This is a genomic window from Brevibacillus sp. LEMMJ03, from assembly GCF_007197875.1.
GTDB classification, from domain to species: domain Bacteria; phylum Bacillota; class Bacilli; order Brevibacillales; family Brevibacillaceae; genus Brevibacillus; species Brevibacillus thermoruber.
The window spans coordinates 485,272-504,614 of the sequence record NZ_VKJN01000001.1 but is presented as its reverse complement, the minus strand read 5'-3'; the positions used below and the strand labels follow the sequence as shown (position 1 = coordinate 504,614).

At 61.8% G+C, this 19,343-nt stretch carries 19 protein-coding genes; 3 read left to right on the top strand and 16 right to left on the bottom strand.

Going from position 1 to position 19,343, the window contains the following annotated elements; translation table 11 throughout:
- The 10 genes from FOI68_RS02455 to FOI68_RS02410 all read right to left on the bottom strand — a co-directional run bounded on the left by FOI68_RS02455 (position 1) and on the right by FOI68_RS02410 (position 9,973).
- Positions 1–1,077, bottom strand: a complete 1,077-nt coding sequence (locus tag FOI68_RS02455; RefSeq protein WP_044898511.1) for a tartrate dehydrogenase — start codon at positions 1,075–1,077, stop codon at positions 1–3.
- 150 nt (positions 1,078–1,227) lie between these two features.
- On the bottom strand, positions 1,228–2,541 hold the full coding sequence (locus FOI68_RS02450; protein ID WP_143862213.1) for a sigma-54 interaction domain-containing protein: 1,314 nt from the start codon (positions 2,539–2,541) through the stop codon (positions 1,228–1,230).
- Positions 2,538–2,786 carry a hypothetical protein gene (locus FOI68_RS02445; RefSeq protein WP_029099699.1) on the bottom strand — a complete coding sequence of 83 codons (249 nt, stop codon included), beginning with the start codon at positions 2,784–2,786 and terminating at the stop codon, positions 2,538–2,540. Before FOI68_RS02445 ends, FOI68_RS02450 begins: the two co-directional genes overlap by 4 nt.
- A gap of 117 nt (positions 2,787–2,903) precedes the next feature.
- A complete protein-coding gene (locus tag FOI68_RS02440) occupies positions 2,904–3,575 on the bottom strand; it encodes a GNAT family acetyltransferase (RefSeq protein WP_065066351.1) in 672 nt (223 codons plus the stop codon).
- A 25-nt stretch (positions 3,576–3,600) separates the two neighbouring features.
- The gene (locus FOI68_RS02435) at positions 3,601–4,287 is read right to left on the bottom strand and encodes a GNAT family N-acetyltransferase (RefSeq protein ID WP_143862212.1); all 687 of its coding nucleotides are present in this window, start codon (positions 4,285–4,287) and stop codon (positions 3,601–3,603) included.
- Positions 4,288–4,304: 17 nt separating this feature from the next.
- On the bottom strand, positions 4,305–5,162 hold the full coding sequence (locus FOI68_RS02430) for a carbon-nitrogen hydrolase family protein (protein WP_143862211.1): 858 nt from the start codon (positions 5,160–5,162) through the stop codon (positions 4,305–4,307).
- Positions 5,163–5,382: 220 nt separating this feature from the next.
- Positions 5,383–6,642, bottom strand: a complete 1,260-nt coding sequence (locus FOI68_RS02425; RefSeq protein ID WP_143862210.1) for a M20 family metallo-hydrolase — start codon at positions 6,640–6,642, stop codon at positions 5,383–5,385.
- Positions 6,639–8,261: an amidohydrolase gene (locus FOI68_RS02420; RefSeq protein WP_143862209.1), complete on the bottom strand. Its 1,623-nt coding sequence runs from the start codon at positions 8,259–8,261 to the stop codon at positions 6,639–6,641. Before FOI68_RS02420 ends, FOI68_RS02425 begins: the two co-directional genes overlap by 4 nt.
- Before the next feature lie 24 nt (positions 8,262–8,285).
- Positions 8,286–9,776 carry a sodium:solute symporter family protein gene (locus FOI68_RS02415; RefSeq protein ID WP_143862208.1) on the bottom strand — a complete coding sequence of 497 codons (1,491 nt, stop codon included), beginning with the start codon at positions 9,774–9,776 and terminating at the stop codon, positions 8,286–8,288.
- Entirely contained in the window at positions 9,773–9,973 is a 201-nt protein-coding gene (locus tag FOI68_RS02410) for a DUF3311 domain-containing protein (RefSeq protein WP_029099692.1), read from the bottom strand. Before FOI68_RS02410 ends, FOI68_RS02415 begins: the two co-directional genes overlap by 4 nt.
- A 177-nt stretch (positions 9,974–10,150) precedes the next feature.
- Here FOI68_RS02410 and FOI68_RS02405 point away from each other — a divergent pair, with 177 nt between their 5' ends.
- A complete protein-coding gene (locus FOI68_RS02405; protein WP_143862207.1) occupies positions 10,151–11,773 on the top strand; it encodes a PucR family transcriptional regulator in 1,623 nt (540 codons plus the stop codon).
- A gap of 86 nt (positions 11,774–11,859) precedes the next feature.
- On the opposite strand, the gene FOI68_RS02400 is transcribed toward FOI68_RS02405, so the two are convergent.
- Positions 11,860–13,473 (bottom strand): ABC-F family ATP-binding cassette domain-containing protein, encoded by a 1,614-nt coding sequence (locus FOI68_RS02400; protein ID WP_035298370.1) that lies wholly within the window; start codon positions 13,471–13,473, stop codon positions 11,860–11,862.
- Positions 13,474–13,596: 123 nt separating this feature from the next.
- Between FOI68_RS02400 and FOI68_RS02395 the strand changes: the two genes are divergently transcribed.
- Positions 13,597–13,908, top strand: a complete 312-nt coding sequence (locus FOI68_RS02395) for a hypothetical protein (RefSeq protein WP_143862206.1) — start codon at positions 13,597–13,599, stop codon at positions 13,906–13,908.
- Positions 13,909–13,963: 55 nt separating this feature from the next.
- On the opposite strand, the gene FOI68_RS02390 is transcribed toward FOI68_RS02395, so the two are convergent.
- The 5 genes from FOI68_RS02390 to FOI68_RS02370 all read right to left on the bottom strand — a co-directional run bounded on the left by FOI68_RS02390 (position 13,964) and on the right by FOI68_RS02370 (position 18,833).
- Positions 13,964–15,088, bottom strand: coding sequence for a sulfate/molybdate ABC transporter ATP-binding protein (locus tag FOI68_RS02390; RefSeq protein ID WP_143862205.1), 1,125 nt, complete (start codon positions 15,086–15,088; stop codon positions 13,964–13,966).
- Positions 15,088–15,948 carry a sulfate ABC transporter permease subunit CysW gene (cysW, locus tag FOI68_RS02385; protein WP_035297725.1) on the bottom strand — a complete coding sequence of 287 codons (861 nt, stop codon included), beginning with the start codon at positions 15,946–15,948 and terminating at the stop codon, positions 15,088–15,090. The genes FOI68_RS02390 and cysW overlap by 1 nt, the downstream gene beginning before the upstream one ends.
- Positions 15,949–15,951: 3 nt before the next feature.
- Positions 15,952–16,797, bottom strand: a complete 846-nt coding sequence (cysT, locus tag FOI68_RS02380; RefSeq protein WP_035297727.1) for a sulfate ABC transporter permease subunit CysT — start codon at positions 16,795–16,797, stop codon at positions 15,952–15,954.
- 23 nt (positions 16,798–16,820) lie between these two features.
- On the bottom strand, positions 16,821–17,894 hold the full coding sequence (locus tag FOI68_RS02375) for a sulfate ABC transporter substrate-binding protein (RefSeq protein ID WP_143862204.1): 1,074 nt from the start codon (positions 17,892–17,894) through the stop codon (positions 16,821–16,823).
- 273 nt (positions 17,895–18,167) lie between these two features.
- On the bottom strand, positions 18,168–18,833 hold the full coding sequence (locus tag FOI68_RS02370) for an MOSC domain-containing protein (RefSeq protein WP_143862203.1): 666 nt from the start codon (positions 18,831–18,833) through the stop codon (positions 18,168–18,170).
- A 120-nt stretch (positions 18,834–18,953) separates the two neighbouring features.
- On the opposite strand from FOI68_RS02370, the gene FOI68_RS02365 reads away from it, so the two are divergent.
- Positions 18,954–19,256 carry a DUF3846 domain-containing protein gene (locus tag FOI68_RS02365; protein ID WP_143862202.1) on the top strand — a complete coding sequence of 101 codons (303 nt, stop codon included), beginning with the start codon at positions 18,954–18,956 and terminating at the stop codon, positions 19,254–19,256.
- The last annotated feature ends 87 nt before the right edge of the window (positions 19,257–19,343 follow it).

The window sequence follows — 19,343 nt, the reverse complement described above, 5'->3', positions numbered from 1 at the left end:
TCATCCTCCCCTGCGGTAAAGTTGTTCGCGAATGGCCTCCCCCATCTCCCGCGTGGTGGCGGTCCCGCCGATATCCGGCGTGCGGACGCGCCGCTCCGTCAGGACGTCTTCGATGCTGTCCAGCACCAGCCTGCCCAGTTCACGCTCGCCCAGGTGATCCAGCATCATGCTCACGCTCCAGATGGTCGCAATCGGATTGGCGATGCCTGTGCCCGCGATGTCCGGCGCCGATCCGTGAATCGGTTCAAACATCGAAGGGTAGTCCTTTTCCGGATTGATGTTGCCGGACGGGGCCAATCCCAGCCCGCCGACGATGGCCGCGCCCAGATCGGTCAGGATGTCGCCGAACAGGTTGCTGGCGACGACGACGTCAAACGTTTCCGGGCGGCTGACAAAGTAGGCGGACAGCGCGTCAATGTGCGTCAGGCGGGTCTCGATCTCCGGGTATTCCCCGCTCACTTCCTTGACGATTTCGTCCCAAAACGGCATGGAGTGGTTGATGCCATTTGACTTCGTCGCTGCGGTCAGGCGCCGCTTGCCGGTTTCTTTCGCCAGGCGGTAGGCGTAGCGCACGATCCGCTCCACGCCGTAGCGGGTGAAGACGTTGTTCTGCACCGCCAGTTCGTACGGCGTGCCCGCATGCAGGCGGCCGCCCATGTTGGAGTACTCGCCTTCCGTGTTTTCCCGCACGACGACAAAGTCGAGATCGGCGTGCCCCTTGTAGCGCAGCGGACTCTCCAGCCCGCGCAGCAGCTTGATCGGCCGGAGATTGACGTACTGCTGAAACGCCCGCCGGATCGGCAGGATCAGCTCCCAGACGGAGATGTGATCGGGTACGCCGGGATCGCCGATCGCTCCGAGCAGGATGACGTCAAACTGCCGCAGGGTCGTCAGGCCGTCCTCCGGCATCATCCGCCCGTGCTCCCGGTAATACCGGCAGTTCCAGGGAAAGGACGACGTCTCAAAGGCAAGTCCGCCGTGGATCTCGGCGGCCGCCTGCAGCAGGGCCAATCCCTCCGCCATCACCTCCGGTCCGATACCGTCACCGGCTATGACCGCGACCGCGTAATGGTTCATCGTGGCTCCTCCTTTGCAATGAGGATGCCTTTTCACTCCTGCAAATGTCATGCCAAGTCAGTATATTCTTAATTTTCTGTCGTATCGTGGCGTGAAAAAACGTCTCGTTGCAAAACGTGCAGCATTTGTTGCAATCCATGCAGCATGTGTTCACCGGCGCGTCCCGCCGTCTCCGAACTTTTTCAGCTTTCGCCACAGGGTGGTCCTGTCCATGCCGAGTAACTTCGCCGCCTCCACCCGATTTCCCTTCGTCTCTTCCAAAACTTTCCGGATCAGCATTTCTTCGTCAGACGCTCCCGACTGCGGCCCGCTGCGGGCACGCTGCATTTTCCTGACAAAATAATCCGCATCGGACGCGTCCAGGCGGTCGGATTGGCACAGCAGCACCATTCGCTCCACCACGTTGCGCAGTTCCCGCACGTTGCCGGGCCAGTCGTGCCGCTGCAGCAGGGCAAAGATCGCCGGATCCACGTCCCTGATCCGTTTGTCTCCCCGCTCGCCCACCTCGTGAATGATCGACCAGACCAGGTCGGGGATGTCCTCTTTCCGTTCCCGCAGAGGAGGCAGTTCCAATGTCAGCACGTTCAGCCGGTAGTAGAGATCGGAGCGAAACTGGCCGGATGCGATCTGCTGCTCCAGATCGCGGTTGGTGGCGGCGATGATCCGCACGTCGACGGGCACGATGCGCTCTCCGCCGATTCGTCTCACCTTTTTCTCCTGCAGCACGCGAAGCAAGAGCGCCTGGATCGGCAGCGACAGTTCCCCGATTTCGTCCAGGAACAAGGTGCCGCCGTGGGCCAGTTCGAACAGCCCGGGCTTGCCTCCCCTGCGCGCTCCGGTGAACGCCCCGTCCTCGTAGCCGAACAGCTCGCTTTCCAGGAGGTTGCCGGGCAGAGCGGCGCAGTTGACGGCGATGAAGGGGCCGGCCGCCCGTTGGCTGCCCAGGTGGATACCCTGCGCAAACAGCTCCTTTCCCGTCCCGGTCTCGCCCGTGATCAGCACGGTCGCCTCCGTCTTCCCGAAGGTGGCCGCCCACGCTTTGGCCTCGCGGATCGCCGCCGAGCGGCCGACGATGTCTTCCAGCCGGTATTTGGCCTCCAGGCCGCTCTCCATGCAGTGCTTGCGGATGCGCATCTCCATTTTTTGAATGTCGGTGATCTCCTTGAACGTGGAGACGGCTCCCACGATCTCGCCGTCCACGACGATCGACAGGCGGTTGATGATGATCTGCCTGTTGAGCACGGTGGCGATGTCGCCGATCTCCTTTTTGCCGGTCGCCAGGATGCGCAGCATGTCGGAATTCGGAATGTAGCGGGTGATCTTCTCTCCGACGATGTCGGCGGGGAGGCCGAGGATTTCGATCGCGTTCTTGTTCACCCAGATGACGGTGGAATCCCGGTCGACGGCGATGATACCGTCATGCGACGCGTCCAAAATGGCCTGGATGTGGATGCTGCTGTTCACTTCGCCGAATCCCCCTCCTGCGCCCGTTCCACCAGGGCGTTTGCTTCTGCGGGCGGTTTTCGCACCGTCCGCCGTTTGGTCCTGCGCTTCTTCTTCCTCAGGGACACCAGCGCCGCCAGCATCAAGCCCAGCGTGGCCAACTGAATCGGCTGCACCATCTCGGGGACCACCCACCCGCTCATCCCGAGCAGATGGAAGAGCACAGCCACGTACAGCAGAATGGCGGCCAGATTGTGCGCATTCAATTCCCGTCTCTCCTTTTTCCCGCACGTACGAGCGGGTTTATTTCGTACCGGTGCAAAAAACTCCCGTGAAGCGTCCCAGGCTTCACAGGAGTTTTGCGGACGGCCGACAGCTTCCCGTCAGATCGGGCGAAGGGCGACGCGGTCCAACCCGGACAGCCGCTCCACCATCTCCACCCACGCCTGCGGCTTTTGCGGCAGGACGGCGTAGTAGCGGGTGAGGAAGGTGACGATCAGATCGGCTTCCAGGCTGTCCTGGTCCTCGTCGGTTGGCAGGAAGCACAGGTCGAGACCGGTGACGGCCTCGCCGTCATTTTGCCAGGAAGGATGGACGTACGGGAAGTCAATTCGCTTGTAACCGAGATGGGACAGCACTTCCCGCCGCACGAACGGGTCCATCGGCTTGATCCCGCCAAACACGTGATCCTCGACGCGATACGGATCGTAAATCTCCGCGAACATGCCGTACAACTGCTTGCCGTTGGCCGCAGCGAGGGCGTTCAGGTCTTTTTGCCGTTCACGCGCGAGAAAACGTCCGATGCCGAGCCCCTCCCGGCCGATAATCGTAAAGTCGGTCATGGCCACGTTCAGGTCTGCGTAGTAGCGGTACTCGGTCGCTCCCACGACCTCTCCTTCGTGGACGGCCACAAACACGCGGATGCCCGGGTCTTCCAGCGGTTCCTTCCACAAGTCGAACGCCAGCACCTCTTCCGGCGGGAACACCTCCTGCATCAGGCGGTGCATGCGGGCAAACAAGGGATCGTCAATGCTTTGAATGCGAATGTACTGCACGGAACAATTCCTCCTAGCCAATGGTTCATGGGCGCGCTTCCGTCTCGTGGTGGAAAAAGGGGTTTTTCCACTCCATCAGCGCGGCGTAATTGCGCGATTCTTCGTCTTCCAGGTAGTTGGCCACCACTTTCAGGGGCGTACGGCCGCAGCGCATCAGAAACGTCACGACCGGGTCCTTCAATTCCCCCGCCACCACCTTTTCCAGGTACGCTTCCGCCGTCATCTGGTCGGCGTACCGGCCGTAGCCGGGCATGCGGCCGCCGCCCAACAGGCGCTTCAGCCCCTTGTGGACGACCAGTTCGTACATCGCCTGCATCATCCATTTGCCCAGCCCCAACTTGCGGTAGGACGGACGGATGCAGATGTCGACGATGTACAGGGTGTCGCCGTTGGGATCGTGGTTGCGAATGTAGCCGCTGTCGGTCACTTCCTCCCAGGTGTGGTCCGGGTGGGCCGGATCAAACGTGACCAGCAGGCCGGTGATGGAGCCGGCGAGGACGCCGTCCACCTCGACGCAGACGGCTCCTTCGGGAAACAGCGTGACGTGGTTGGTCAGCTGCTCTTCGTTCCACCACAGTTCCGAGGGAAACGGCGGCGGAAAGCTCTCCTGCTGGATCCGGATCAGCTCGGCAAAGTCGTCCCGCGTGTAATTGCGGATGACCGCCTTTACCGGCTTGTCCTGATCAAAGACGTACAGCTCTTTGCGGTACATGGCTCTCCCTCCCCGCTTTACTTCCAATCGGGATACAGGTCGATGCGGCGGTCGCGCCAGGTGGTGACGGAGCCTTTTTCCCGCACGTCGTACAGGAGCTGCAGATCCAGGTCGGCGGTGACGATCATGTCGTGGTTGATCTCCCCTTCGGCCAGGACGCCGCGCGGCGGGAACGGCACGTCGTTGGGCGTCAGCACGGCCGCCTGACCGAAGTTGGCCCGCATGAAATCGACCGTGGGCAGCGAGCCGACGGTGCCGGTTACGACGACGTACACCTGGTTTTCAATGGTGCGGGCGTGGCTGGTGTAGCGGACGCGGTGGAACGCGTGCCGATCGTCGGTGCACGACGGGCAGAAGATGACGTCGGCGCCGCGCGCCTTGGCCATCCGCACCAGTTCGGGAAACTCGATGTCGTAGCAGATGATCATGGCGATTTTCCCTTTGTCCGTCTCGAAAATCTCCAGGCCGTCTCCCGCGCCCATGTTCCATCCCTTGATTTCCCACGGGGTGATGTGGACCTTTTTCTGACGGCCGACACGTCCGTCCGGGTAAAAGAGGAAGGCCGTGTTGTAGAGCCGGCCGTTTTCTTCAATGATGTGGGTGCCGCCGATGATGTGCATGCCGTGCCGGGCGGCCAGCGTGGAGAACAGGTTGACGTAGTCCTCCGTAAAAGATGGCAGGGCGGTAATGGGCAGCGCGCTGCACTTGCCGTCGCCGATCGACATCAGTTGGGTGGTGAACAGCTCCGGAAACAGCAGGAACTCCGTTTCGTACTCCTCCGCCGTTTTCACGTAGTGCTCCACCTGGCGGGCAAATTCGTCAAAGCTTTGTATGGTATGCAGGTGATACTGCACCGCGGAAACGCGCATCTTCATGTAGACGACTTCCTCCTTGTGAAATTCATGATAGCTAAACTATAGCAAAAAAGCGGGCCAAAGTCTTCCTGTAGCTGCACTTTTCGCTGCGGGAATCCAGAACACAGCTCACGGCCGTCTGTACCGGGACAGACGGCCGTGCAGACAAATGGTGATTGGCGCTGATGGTGGAAGAACTGCTTTTTTACCGAAACCCATGACAGCCGGCGACCGCTGCCGCCTACCCCAGCGCGGCCACCCGCGAGGCGGTGCGGTACAACAGTTCGGTGCCGAGCGCGATGTCTTCGGGGGAGGCATACTCCTGCGGGTTGTGGCTGATGCCGTCCTTGCAGCGGACGAAAATCATCCCGTACTCGCATGCGTAGGAAAGCGCCAGGGCGTCGTGGAACGGGCCGCTCATCAGTTCGGGCGGCGTGAGGCCCATCCGTCCGCTCTCCTCCCGCATCACTGCCTTGATCCACTCGGCGCAGTAGCGCGGCTCGCTGTTCGTGTCCTCGGTGATCGTGTACGTGAGTCCACCTTCGACCGCGGCCCGTTCGATCGCCTCGCGCAGTTCCGCCTCCCGCCGGTTTCGCCGGTCGAGGTCGATGTCGCGCAGGTCGATGCTGAACCGGACCCGCTCCGGGATGATGTTGCGCGAGTCGGGAAAGACCTCCAGATGGCCGACCGTTCCGACCGTGGGGGCGTTCGGGTCCTGACCGGCAATCTCGTTGAGGGCGGCAATCACCTTGGCGGCCCCCAAAAGAGCGTCGCGCCGCATCGTCATCGGCACGGAGCCGGCGTGACCGGCAAAGCCGGCAAATTCCACGGTCCACCAGAGCGGTCCGGAGATGCCGGTGACGATGCCGACGGGCTGCCCCGCCTGGTCCAGCACCGGTCCCTGTTCAATGTGCAGTTCCAGATACGCCCCGATCGCCCCGGCCGGATAGACGGAGTCGGCAAGCCGCTCCGGGTCACAACCAAAATCGATCAAGGCCTGTCTGCGCGAGATGCCGTTTTTGTCCGTACGTTCCAACTCTTCGGGCTCCAACTGCCCGAGGATGCCGCGAGAGCCGAACAGCCCCTTTTGAAACCGGCAGCCTTCTTCATCGCAAAACGCGACCACCTCAACCGGCCGCTCCGGCCGAAAGCCGGTCTCGATCATCGTCTGCACCGCCTCCAGCCCGCCGAGCACGCCGATCGTGCCGTCAAAACGGCCGCCGTACGGCTGGGAGTCGATGTGCGAGCCGATCATCAGCACCGGCGCATCCGGCCGTCTTCCCTCCAGCCGCCCGATCAGGTTGCCGAAGTGGTCGATCCGCGTCGTGAGCCCCGCCTCCTCCATCCAGCGCTGGACCAGTTCCACGCCCGCCCGGTCCTCGGGGGACAGCGCCAGTCGGCACACCCCCGTCTCCCCGATTTTGCCGATCCGCGCCAATGCGTCAATCCGCTGCTGCAGCCGTTCGCGGTTGATCGCAAGCGATCCTGCCTCGGTATTCATCCCTTCATGACCTCCCTGCCCTGTTTTTGGTAGACGATCTCCCCGTCGATCATGGTGAGCTCCACATGCAGGTCCTTGATCCGCTCCGGCGCCGCGTCGAGAATCCGTCCGTTCAAGACGACCAGATCGGCCAGTTTGCCCGCTTCGATGCTGCCTTTGATGTCCTCTTCAAAGCTGGCGTAGGCGCCGTTTACGGTGAACAGGCGGATCGCCTCCATCACCCCGATCCGCTGACGGTCCCCCACGACCCGGCCGCTTTTGCTCCTGCGGTTGACGGCGGCGTGGATGCCCAACAGCGGCGAAAAATTCGTCACCGGGCAGTCCGACGCCCCTGCCGACACGATGCCGCTTTGGAAAAAGTCGCCGACGGGATACATGTGGCCGGCCCGATCGCCGATGCTCCGGACGTAGCCGTCGCCGTACTCGTAGAGAAAGGCGGGATTGGGAATCGGCACGACGCCGAGACGGGCCATCCGCTCGACCAGGTCGGGGGCGGAGACGCCGGCGTGCTCGATGCGGTGGCGGTGGTTGTCCCGCGGATGTTTGCGCAGCGCGTCCTCGATGCAGTCGAGCAGCATGTCGATGGCCCGGTCCCCCTGCGCGTGGGCGGTAATCTGGAACCCTTTTGCATGCGCTTCTCCCAAAATCGTATGCAGCTCGTCCCGGTTGTAGTAGAGGATTCCGCAGTCGCCGGGACGGCTGTCGTACGGCTGCCGCATCGCCATCGTCGCTGCGATGCTGGCTCCGTCCGCGAACACTTTGGCCGGGCCGATCCGAAACCGCTCGTCTCCCAGCCCTGTCACGACGCCCGCCTCCATCATGCGGCGGACGAAGGCGTCTGACTCGTTCAGCGCGCAGATCATCGCGTAGATCCGCACTTTGACGTCGCCGCCCCGCACCGCTTTCTGCATCGCCCGCAGGTTGTCCGGCCCGTATCCGCCCGCGTCGTGCACACTGGTGATGCCCGCCGCCACAAAGTCGTCCGAAGCCAGGCGCAGGGCTCTCCGATACTCTTCCTCGCTGAATGCCGCCGTTTCAAACATCTTCATGTGCGCCGTCTCCACCAAAAGTCCCGTCAGCGCCCCCGTCTCGTCCCGGTCAAGCCGTCCCCCCTGCGGATCGGGCGTGCGTTCGTCAAACCCGGCCAAGGCGAGCGCCCGGCTGTTGACGACGGAGTGATGGGCGCAGGTCCGCATCACGAAAATGGGATGTTCCGTCGACACCTCGTCCAGTTCCCGCCTGGTGGGGTAACGCCGTTCCTTCATCCGGTTTTCGTCAAATCCGGAGGCGCGCACCCACGCTCCCGCCGGCGTCCGCTCCGCCTGCCGCTTCAACGCCTCCAGCAGGCCGTCCACCGAGTCGATGCCCGCCGCCTTGCAGTCCACCCCCAATTTGTTCGTGCCGTAGAGGGTGATGTGCAGGTGGGCGTCGATGAATCCGGGCAGGAGGCTCCTGCCTTCCAGATCGATCACGCGCGTGCCCTCGTGCACGTGGCGGCGCATCTCTTCGTTTCCGCCCACGGCGGCGATCCGGTTTCCGCTCACCGCCACCGCTTCCGCCACGCGGTTTTGAGGGTCTGCCGTCACTACCTGTCCGTTCAGAAAAACGATGTCAGCCATGTCGTGTCCTCCCTTTTCCTGCTCCTAGATTGTCGGCGACTTTTCCGCCGCCGCGGCACGGGTCCCGGACGCTGTCAGCCGGGCGGTCAGGACATGGACCGCCCCCATTACCGCCACGTTGATGAGCAGGGCGATCACGCCCACATTGATGTCCTTGATGACGGCGGGCAGCGCGGGAAACAGGGTGCCCACCGTCACCTCGGCCACCGTCACGTAGACGACCGTCAGCACGCCGCAGGCAATGCCCGCAAACGCCCCGTACTTGTTGACCAGCGGACGTGCGGGCAGGCTGAACAAGAGCGCCGGAAACAACTGCGTCACCAGGCTGTATCCCATCAACAGCAGCGTGACCAGCGCCTCTCCCCCGCTCAGCGTGTAATACAGGCAGATCAGCGAGAGCACGGGCACCAGCCCTTTGGCGATGCGGCCGATCCGCTCTTCCGAGGCCGCCGGCACAAACACGTGGATGACGTTCTTCGCCAGCAGGGTGGCTGCCGTCATCAGCAGCATCGACCCGGGCACCAGGGCCGTGAGCAAACCGGCCGCGCCGATCAGTCCCACCACCCAGGGGTCAAACGTCCGTATCGACAGCCGCAAAAGCGACAGGTCGCCCTCCGCTCCCTGCAGTCCGGGAACCTGCAGGATCGCGGTGAATCCGACGAAGAAGACGAACAGCAGCATCAGGGTATAGAGCGGCAGCACGACCGTGTTTTTGCGAAACACGTTTTCATTTTTGGCGGAAAACACGGAGCCGAACGTATGCGGCCACATGTAAAACCCGAACACGGTCAAGAGCACGGTGGAGACAAACCAGGAGATGCTCATCCCTTCGGCCGGGAAAATCAAGAAGCCCGGCTTGGCCGCATCCACCGCTTCAAACATCGGCTGAATCCCGCCGTAGTAGTGATAGGGCAGATACAGGCCGAGGAAGACGACCACGAAAAAGATCATGATGTCCTTGATCACGGCCGTCCAGGCGGAGCCGTGAATGCCGGAGATCATGACGTAGATGGTCACCGCCAGCACGCCGATCCAGACGGCGGCCGTCGGGGCAATCGTCCCGTACGAGGCCTCCGACACGATAATCCCCAACCCTTTGAACTGCAGCACCAGGTACGGAATGATCGCCAGCACGCCGACCGTGGAGACGAGGATGCCGAGCACCGGACTGTTGTACTTGCTGACGAAAAAATCGGATTGGGAAACCAGCCTGTGCTCCTTGGCGTACCGCCAGATGGGCGGCAGCAGCCAGTAGGACAGCACGTACGCAAGCGAAATGTACGCCAGCACGTAGTAGGCGGGGGCGCCTTTCGAGTACGCCCAGCCGCTGCCGCCCAGAAACGTGAATGTGGTGTAGATCTCGCCGGCAACGAGCAGGAAGATGAAGACTGATCCAAAGCCGCGGCCGCCTACCGTCCACTGCTCCATGTTCATGTCTTTTCCTCTCTGGGCGCGGATGCCGAGGTAAAGCGACAGGGCGAGAAACAGAAAGAGGATGACGAGTGCCGGATTCACAGTTTCTCCCCCTTCCCGTCGGATTGGTCCAGCTTGTTGACGGCCAACATGATGAGCGAGGTCAGCACCACCCACATGACAATCCAAAACAGCACAAAAGGCATGCCCAACACGTACGGCTCCACCCGGTTGACAAACGCCACCCCGCCCAGCATCCCGATAAACGGCAGCGCGCCCAGCGCGTGTTTGACCTTCATCCTCATCCCCCTTTTGGTATGCGGTTTGTCCCATTGCCGGCCGGCTTGTCGGACTTGTATGCTACTATTATCGAAAGATTCACTCTTTTCCTTTGTCCCGTCAGCCAGAAAGAACCGGCGCTTTTTGTCCGCGGGACCAACGGATGAACGACACATGCACGTATGGGGAGGGGTCAGATGATTACTGTGCGTGAATTGATCGAGGTGGCCGGCATGGACACCACCGCTGTGCTGGCCGGGGAAGCGTTTCTGGACAAGGAACTGCGCGGGGTCACGTCGTTTGATTCGCCCGACGGCCACCGCTGGCTGCGCCCGGGAGAATTTGTCCTGACGACCGGTTTTCCGTTTGTCGCCCAGGGGCGGGAAACCGCGTCCGGCTTGATCCAGTTGATCGACGCCCTGGCGGAACGGGGAACGACCGGGTTTGCCATCAAGCTGGGCCGGTACGTCGACGCGCTCCCGGAAGCGGTGATCGCCCGTGCCATCGACAGGCAGATGCCGGTGCTTTCGTTTCCCATGGAAAAGGGCTGGTCGGACGTGATCGTGCCGGTCACCAGCTACATCAACGCCAAACAGCGGCAGGAACTGGACCGGACCCACGTGATCTACGAACGGTTTCACCGCCATCTCACCAGCGGCGGCGGCGTGGAAAATCTGGCCGAACTGCTGCATCGCGTCCTGGAGCGGCCGGTCAGCATTTACCTGCGCACCCCTCGCAAAAGGCTGGACGTACCCGCCACCGTCACCCACGCGCCGCCGCTGGAAAAGCTGCTCGGCCGGACAGGCCCGAATGTGTCCACCCGTGAGCCCCTCACGCGTTACCGGGATCGTCACCTGATCCGCTGGCTTCTGCACCACGGCGAAACACAGGGGGCCATCCTGCTGTGGGAGGTGGAACGTGACCTCCACCCGTGGGAAAAGGTGGCGATTGAACAGACGGCCGCGCTGCTCTCGCTGGAAATCGAGCGGCACCAGACGGTCGCGGCGTCCTGCCAGCGGTTTCGCAACGACTTCCTGCACCTGCTGGTCGCCGGCTGTGACGGTTCGCGCGACCTCCTCTACCGCAAAGCGGAAGAAGCCGGCTGGAGCCTGGCGGACCACTATGCGGCCACCGTGCTGAGCGACGCCGGCGCTCCCGACATCATGCACACCTGGAAGGAGCGGGCCGCTCTATTAGAGGCGCTGCGGAGCGAGTGGGAACACATCTCCCCGTCCGTCCTCTGCGGCCTGGACCGTGAGAACCGGATCCTGCTCCTGTTCCCCGCCGACGCAGGGGCGGCGGAGCCATCCCCCGAGGCCGTGGAGAGCGTTAAGCGCATCGCCCGCCGTCATACGCGCCCGCTCTGTTTGGGCATCGGCCGCCTCCATCCCGGCTTGGAGGCCGTCCCGCACAGTTACCGGGAAGCGGTGATCGCGTGCCGGGCCGCCCTGAACGCCGTCCCGACCGCCCCCGCCGGCGGCCAATCGGCGCCGTTGGTCGTGCGATGGTTTGCCCGGCTGGGTCTGGAACGGGTGCTGTTCGCAGCGAGCCCCGAACAGGAAGCCAGGCGCCTGGCCGATGAATGCCTGGACAGCCTGAGCCGCTACGACCGGGAGCGGAACGGGCAGCTCGTTCGCACCCTGCGCGCGTTTTTGGAGGCCGACGGCAATCACGCGGCGGCGGCGGAAAAACTGTTCGTGCACAAAAACACCGTCAAGTACCGGCTGCAGTTGATCCGCGAGCTGACCGGCCTGCAGCCGGAGTGCGGCCGGGACCAGCTTCTGTTTCGCATCGCGCTGACCGTGCGCAGCGCCGGGTGAGCCCTCCTTCCGCCGACCGGCGGACGCGAAAAGCCCCCGCTCCTCGCAGGGAAGAGCCGGGGGCCTTCGGGGAAAACGATCCGGCCTTACGCGTAATGTTCTTCGCGCAGCCGCTTGATCTCTTCGCTTTCCAGGTATTCGTCGTAGGTCATCAGCTTGTCGATGACGCCTTTCGGTGTGATTTCGATGATGCGGTTGGCGATCGTCTGCACGAATTGGTGGTCGTGGGAGACGAACAGGATCGTGCCTTCGAAGTCGATCAGCCCGTTGTTCAGCGCCGTGATCGACTCCAGGTCCAGGTGGTTGGTCGGTTCGTCCAGAATCAGCACGTTGGCGCCGGAGAGCATCATTTTCGCCAGCATGCAGCGCACCTTTTCACCGCCGGAGAGGACGTTTGCCTTTTTCAGCGACTCGTCGCCGGAGAAGAGCATCCGGCCGAGATAGCTGCGGATAAACGTCTCGTCCTGCTCCTTGGAAAACTGGCGCAGCCAGTCGACGAGGGTGAGGTCGGTGTTGAAATACTCGGAGTTGTCTTTCGGGAAATACGCCCGGGACGTGGTGACCCCCCACTCAAACGTGCCGCTGTCCGGCTCGATTTCGCCCATCAGGATGCGGAACAGCGTGGTTTTGGCCAGCTCGTTGGGGCCGACAAAGGCCACTTTCTCCCCTTTGTTGATCGTAAGCGTCAGGTTTTCAAACAGCTTTTCGCCGTCGACCGTCTTGCTCAAGCCCTCGATCGCCAGCAGGTTCTTGCCCGCTTCCCGATCCGGTTTGAAGTTGATGAACGGATAGCGGCGGTTGGACGGTTTGATGTCCTCCAGCGTGATTTTCTCCAGCAGCTTCTTGCGGGAGGTCGCCTGCTTCGACTTGGAGGCATTGGCGCTGAACCGGGCGATGAACTCCTGCAGTTCCTTGATTTTTTCTTCCTTCTTCTTGTTCTGTTCTTTGGCCATCTTCAGGGCCAGTTGGCTGGATTCGTACCAGAAGTCGTAGTTGCCCACGTAGAGCTGGATTTTGCCGTAGTCGATGTCGGCGATGTGCGTGCACACCTTGTTCAGGAAGTGACGGTCGTGGGAGACGACGATGACCGTGTTTTCGTAGTCGGCCAGGAAGTTTTCCAGCCAGCGGATCGACTCGATGTCCAGGTGGTTGGTCGGCTCGTCGAGCAGCAGGATGTGCGGGTTGCCAAACAGCGCCTGGGCGAGCAGTACGCGCACTTTTTCGTTCCCGGTCAGGTCCTTCATCTTCTTGTCGTGCAGCTCGGCCGGGATGCCCAGCCCGGTGAGCAGTTCGGCGGCGTCGGCTTCGGCCATCCAGCCGTTCAGCTCCTCGAACTCCGCTTCCAGTTGGGACGCGCGCAGGCCGTCCTCCTCGCTGAAGTCCGGCTTCATGTAGAGCGCGTTTTTCTCCTCCATGATCTCGTAGAGGCGCTTGTGGCCCATGATGACGGTTTTCAGCACCTCGTACTCGTCGAACTCGAAGTGGTTCTGCTTCAGCACGGCGATCCGTTCGCCGGGCGTCACCGAAACGTGTCCGCTGGTCGGCTCGATTTCTCCGGCGAGGATTTTCAAAAACGTGGACTTCCCGGCGCCGTTTGCGCCGATCAGGCCGTAGCAGTTGCCGGGCGTAAACTTGATGGAGACGTCTTCAAACAGGACGCGTTTGCCGTAACGCAGCGTCACGTTATGTGTACTAATCATCGCAATACCTGCCTTTTTCCAATCGTTCAAACATTTATCATAGCAGAGTCGGCTCCGTTTTGCAAAAAAACGGGTCGGGCGGGCAGCGTTGTCGGCTTTCACTGGCATGAAGGCGGACGCCTGATGGCGGGCAGCGTTGTCGGCTTTCACCGGCATGAAGGCGGACGCCTGATGGCGGGCGGCGTTGTCGTCTTTCGCCGGCATGGACGGCGGACGCCTGCGGACGGCGGCGCGTCCCTTTCCCCGCTGATAGAAGAGTGTCGTCGCGGGCACACTACAGATGCAGCCCATGCCAATCGCGGAAAGGGGTGGAAGCACATGTCCAAGCATAACGGCGTCAAAAACGAGAGGGGCGGCAAGGAAAATCCGCCGCAGACCCGGTCCTCCAACACGATCAGCAAGGAAGACACACGCGCCAAGCAGCGCGGGGAATAGCTGTCGCAAAAAACCGGTCCGCACACGGCAGACCGGTTTTTTCCTTGTTCATTCCCTAGCCGTTTGCCCGGAGAGCCAGCGCGGAGGCAGCCGGCAATGCTGCCTGGACAAACCGGTTCTCCGGCTCCACGTACACGTACACGTTGCGCAGCGTGGCGTACAGGGTGTCGCCCGTCTGGACGTTCAGCTCGGCAAAATGCTGCAGGCTCACTTCCGCTTCCAGCGTCTCCTGGGTATCCAGCCGTTTCAGCTCCAGCCGCATGAGCGACCCCAGCGCGTAGATGTGCCGCACCTCGGCCGCCAGGCTCTGCACGTGCTGCGGCGTCCGGCTGAGCTCCACATCGTGCGGACGGACGTAGCCGACGGCTGGCAGTTCCTCCGTCTGATCCGCCCACTCCGCCGCAAACTCCGCATCCCCCAGGGTCACTTTGCCGCCGCGGATGCGCCCCTGAAACAGGTTGACCCTGCCCAGGAAACCGTAGACGAACGGATTGGCCGGCCGGTGGTACACCTCCTGCGGCGATCCGGTCTGCTCCACCCGCCCTTCGTTCATAACCACCACGCTGTCGGCCAGCTCCAGCGCCTCTTCCTGATCGTGGGTGACAAAGACGATCGTCAGCTTCAGTTTTTCGTGCAGGCGGCGAAGCCAGCGGCGCAGTTCCTGCCGCACTTTGGCGTCCAGCGCCCCAAACGGTTCGTCCAGCAGGAGAAACTTCGGCTCGACGGCCAACGCCCGGGCCAGCGCGACCCGCTGCCGCTGCCCGCCGGAAAGCTGGGACGGATAGCGGTGGGCCAATCCGTCAAGCTGAACCAGTTTTAACAGATCGTGAACCCGTTCGCGTATCTCTTCTTTCGTCGGCCGCACCTTGCGCGGGCGGACGGTCAGCCCGAACGCGACGTTGTCAAAAATGGTCATGTGCCGAAACAGCGCGTAATGCTGGAAGACAAACCCGACGCGCCGCTCTCTCACGTCGCGATGCGTGTTGTCTTCCCCGTTGAAGTAGATCTGCCCCCGGTCCGGCGACTCCAGGCCGGCGATCAGCCTGAGCAGCGTCGTCTTGCCCGAGCCGGACGGCCCCAGCAGGGCGACCAGTTTTCCCTCGGGAATCTCCAGGCTGACGTCGTTGACGGCCGTAAACGACCCGTACGATTTGGTGATGTTGACCACTTGTATGCTCATCAGCTAGCCTCTCCCATCGCATGAAACTGAGGTTCCTCCGCCTGCTCGTGCCGCTCCGTCTTCCATTCAATGACGCTTTTGACCACCAGCGTCACCAGCGCCAGGGCGGCCAGCAGCGTGGCCACGGCAAACGCGGCGACAAAGTTGTACTCGTTGTACAGAATCTCCACGTGCAGGGGCAGGGTGTTGGTCTGGCCGCGTATGTGGCCGGAGACGACGGACACCGCGCCAAACTCCCCCATTGCCCGGGCGTTGCAGAGGATCACCCCGTAGAGCAGGCCCCACTTGACGTTGGGCAGCGTGATGCGGAAAAACGTCTGCCAGCCGTTTGCCCCCAGCGACAGCGCGGCCTCCTCCTCGTCCTTCCCCTGCGCCTCCATGACCGGAATCAGCTCACGGGCGACGAACGGAAAGGTGACAAACGTGGTCGCCAGCACAATGCCCGGCACGGCGAAGATGATTTTCAGATTGTGCGCCTCCAGCCAGGGGCCGAACAGCCCCTGACTGCCGAACAGCAGCACGAAAATCAGTCCGGAAATGACCGGCGAGACGGCAAACGGCAGGTCGATCAGCGTCAGCAGCACGTTTTTTCCGCGAAAGGAAAACTTGGCGATGGCCCACGCGGCTGCCAGCCCGAACACGACGTTGAGCGGGACGCTGATCGCCGCCGTCAGCAGGGTGAGCTTGACGGCGGCGAGCGTATTCGGATCGCTCACCGCTTCAAGAAACACGTCCACCCCCTGACGGAAGGCTTGGGAAAAGACCGCGATCAAGGGAACAATCAGGAACAATCCCAAAAAGACGAGGGCCAAGCCGATCAACAGCCAGCGCACAACAACAGGTTCCGTCTGATTGGTCACAGGTTATCCCTCCGATCGGGCGGCGTTCAATTTATTCGTCTTCCACTGCAGGTAATTGATGACCAAAAGCATCACAAAGGAGGCGACCAGCATGACGGAGGCGATGGCCGTTGCCCCCGTGTAGTCGAACTGCTCCAGCTTGGTCATGATCAAAAGCGGCACGATCTCGGTCTTCAGCGGCATGTTCCCGGAAATGAACACGACAGAGCCGTATTCGCCCAGGGCTCGCGCAAACGCCAGCGCGAATCCCGTGACTACCGCCGGAAGCAGATGAGGCAAGATCACGCGGGTGAACGTCTGCCACCGCGTCGCTCCCAGCGTCGCCGCCGCTTCTTCCACTTGTCTGTCCCAGTCCTGCAGGACCGGCTGGACGGTTCGGACGACGAACGGCAGTCCGATAAACGTCAGCGCCACGAAAATGCCCAGCGGCGTATAGGCGATTTTAATCCCCCAGACGGCAAACCACTGGCCGATCCAGCCGTTTTCCGCATAAATGGAAGCCAGCGCGATCCCCGCCACGGCGGTGGGCAGGGCGAACGGCAGGTCGACGATCCCGTCAATCACCCGCTTCCCCGGGAACTGGTACCGCGCCAGCACCCAGGCCACGAGCACGCCAAACACCGCATTCAGGCACGCCGCGAAAAAGGAGGTCAGGAAACTGACCTGAAACGACGCAATCACCCGCCGATTCAGCACCGTGTCGATAAACTGTTCCCACGTCATGCTGGAGGTCTTCAGGAACAGGACGGAGAGCGGGATCAGCACCAGCAGGCTGAGGTAAATCACGGTATAGCCCATGGTCAGGCCAAATCCGGGCAGGACCCCTTTGGCTCGCTTACGTTTGTTCATGGATGGCACTCCCTACCGCAAAATCAAGGTTGGTAAATCTGGTCAAACACGCCTCCGTCCGCGAAATGGGTCTTCTGGGCTTTCTCCCAGCCGCCGAACACCTCGTCGATGGTGAACATCTCGATGTCGGGAAACTCCGCTTGATGCGCCTTTCTCACTTCTTCGGAACGGGGACGGTAGTAATGTTTGGCGGCCAGCTCCTGCCCCTCTTTGCTGTACAGGAACTGGAGATACGCTTCGGCAACCGGCCGCGTGTTGTGCTTGTCGACGTTTTTGTCCACGACCGCGACGGGCGGCTCCGCCAGGATGCTGACGGACGGGTTGACGATTTCAAATTTGTCCTTGCCCAGCTCGTTGATCGCCAGATAGGCTTCGTTTTCCCAGGCAAGCAGCACGTCGCCGATGCCCCGTTCCACGAAGGTGGTGGTGGCGCCGCGGGCGCCGGAGTCGAGCACCGGCACGTTTTTCAGCAGGGCGGTGACAAATTCCTGGGCTTTCTTCTCGTCGCCGTTGTGTTTCTTCAGCGCGTATCCCCAGGCGGCGAGGTAATTCCAACGGGCGCCGCCCGATGTTTTGGGATTGGGGGTGATGACGGAGATGCCCGGCTTCACCAGATCGTCCCAATCCTTGATTTGTTTCGGGTTTCCTTTGCGCACCAGGAAGACAATCGTGGACGTGTACGGCGAGCTGTTGTCCGGCAGGCGCTTCTGCCAGTCGGCGGGCAGCAGGCCGTATTGGGCGATGGCGTCGATGTCATAGGCCAGGGCCAGCGTCACGACGTCCGCCTCCAGACCGTCGATGACGGAGCGGGACTGCTTCCCCGATCCCCCGTGGGACTGCTTGATGGTGACGGTCTGCCCCGTTTTCGTTTTCCAGTACTGGGTAAAGTGCTCGTTGACGTCCTGATACAATTCACGGGTCGGGTCGTAGGAGACGTTGAGAAGCTCGACGCTCGAACCTGCTGCGGCAGCCTGCTCTCCGCCCGACTGCGTCTGTTGTCCGCCCGGCGATCCGGCGCAGCCGGCCAGACTGAACGCCAGGACGATCGGCAGCAGTTTGGTGTAAAACGGTTGACGAACATGTTTCGTACGTTCCATGCCAGTTTCTCCCCCAGAAAAGTCATAGTAATGTAATCGGAATTATATGTATTGTATTTCCCCTATTTTCTCCCTGTCAACACTTTTTTCCCCATTACCCAGGCTGGCGCCCTGTGACGTCAATCTACCCTATGCGGCCGGCATGGGCAGCGTTCGTCTCGGCACGCAAAAAAACGGCGCCCTTGGCTCGGGCGCCGCATCGATTCCGCGCGATCCAGGATGACAGCCGGCGATCGGCAAAAAAAAGACGGACAGCCGAAGCGGCCTGTCCGTTTACGCTTTCCCTGCCTGCAGTCTCGATTCGAATGACGCGCGCCAACTGTCGGCCAGTTCCTTCACCGCCAGAATCCGCTCGATGGCGGCGCGGTTGTCCGTGTCGTGATACTTGATCCGATTGACAAAGGCGACGCTTACCTCGTGCTGCTGCCGCTCCAGCAGGCGAAACGGCATGTTAGTCCCGATCTGGCCCGGCTGCAGCACGCGGAAGTAAAAGCCGCTGAAGCCGGTCTGCTGTACAAGAACCACCAGATCGGCACGACCGTACCTGACGTTCAGTTTGAAACAGGGCTGGCGCGGCTGGCTCACCTGCACCACCGCCTCTCCCAACTGAAAGATGTCCCCGATGCACACCTCTTCTTCAGTGAGCCCGCGAACCGTGATGTTTTCCCCGAATGCGGCGGGAGCCAACGGCAGTTTCAGCACGTTTTCCCAATACGGATAATGATCGGCGCTGTAGACGCAGAGGGCCTTGTCGGGACCGCCGTGGCAGCGCAGGTCGGCCTGTCCGTCCCCCTCCAACTGCGCCCAGTCCAGATAGACGGGACCTGTGACCGGCTGTTTGTAAATCCCGGTGCTCAGCTCCCTGCCCTGATATGTCACGGTCTGCGGTTTGCCCGCATTGACGGATACCACTTCCACGGAGACGACCTCCCCTTCCATTTTCTGCTCATTGTACCACAGGGAAGAGCCCTCCGGCTGTTGTCAGAATGGACGGATGATTCTGATACCTCGCGTCCGTCCTTCTTTTCGATTATGATAATGGAGAAGGAGTGATACCCCGTGATTACCGTTCTGATCAAACGTCCCCACGAGGAAGCGGAGCCCGTCGCCATTGCCGGTGCGGACGAGCTGAGCGAACTGGTCGGCGGCGACTACGACGTGGTGCGTGACGACCGCCTCCCCGGCTTTTCGCTGATCGTCAACGAAGAGGCCCGCGGCGTCGAGGCCAATAACTTTCCCGTGACCACCGACGGCTACCTCGATTGGGTCTACGGGACGTGCGTCTTTGTCAAGGAAGACGGCACGTCGCTCACTGAGGAGGACGTCGAGACGGTCCGCCGCTATCTGGCTGCCAAGAGCTGAATTCGAATTCCGCAGCCAAATAATAGACCAAACCCCTGCCCCCTTTCATGGTAAAAGGAGGACAGGGGTTTTCTGTTTCGGAGCCGG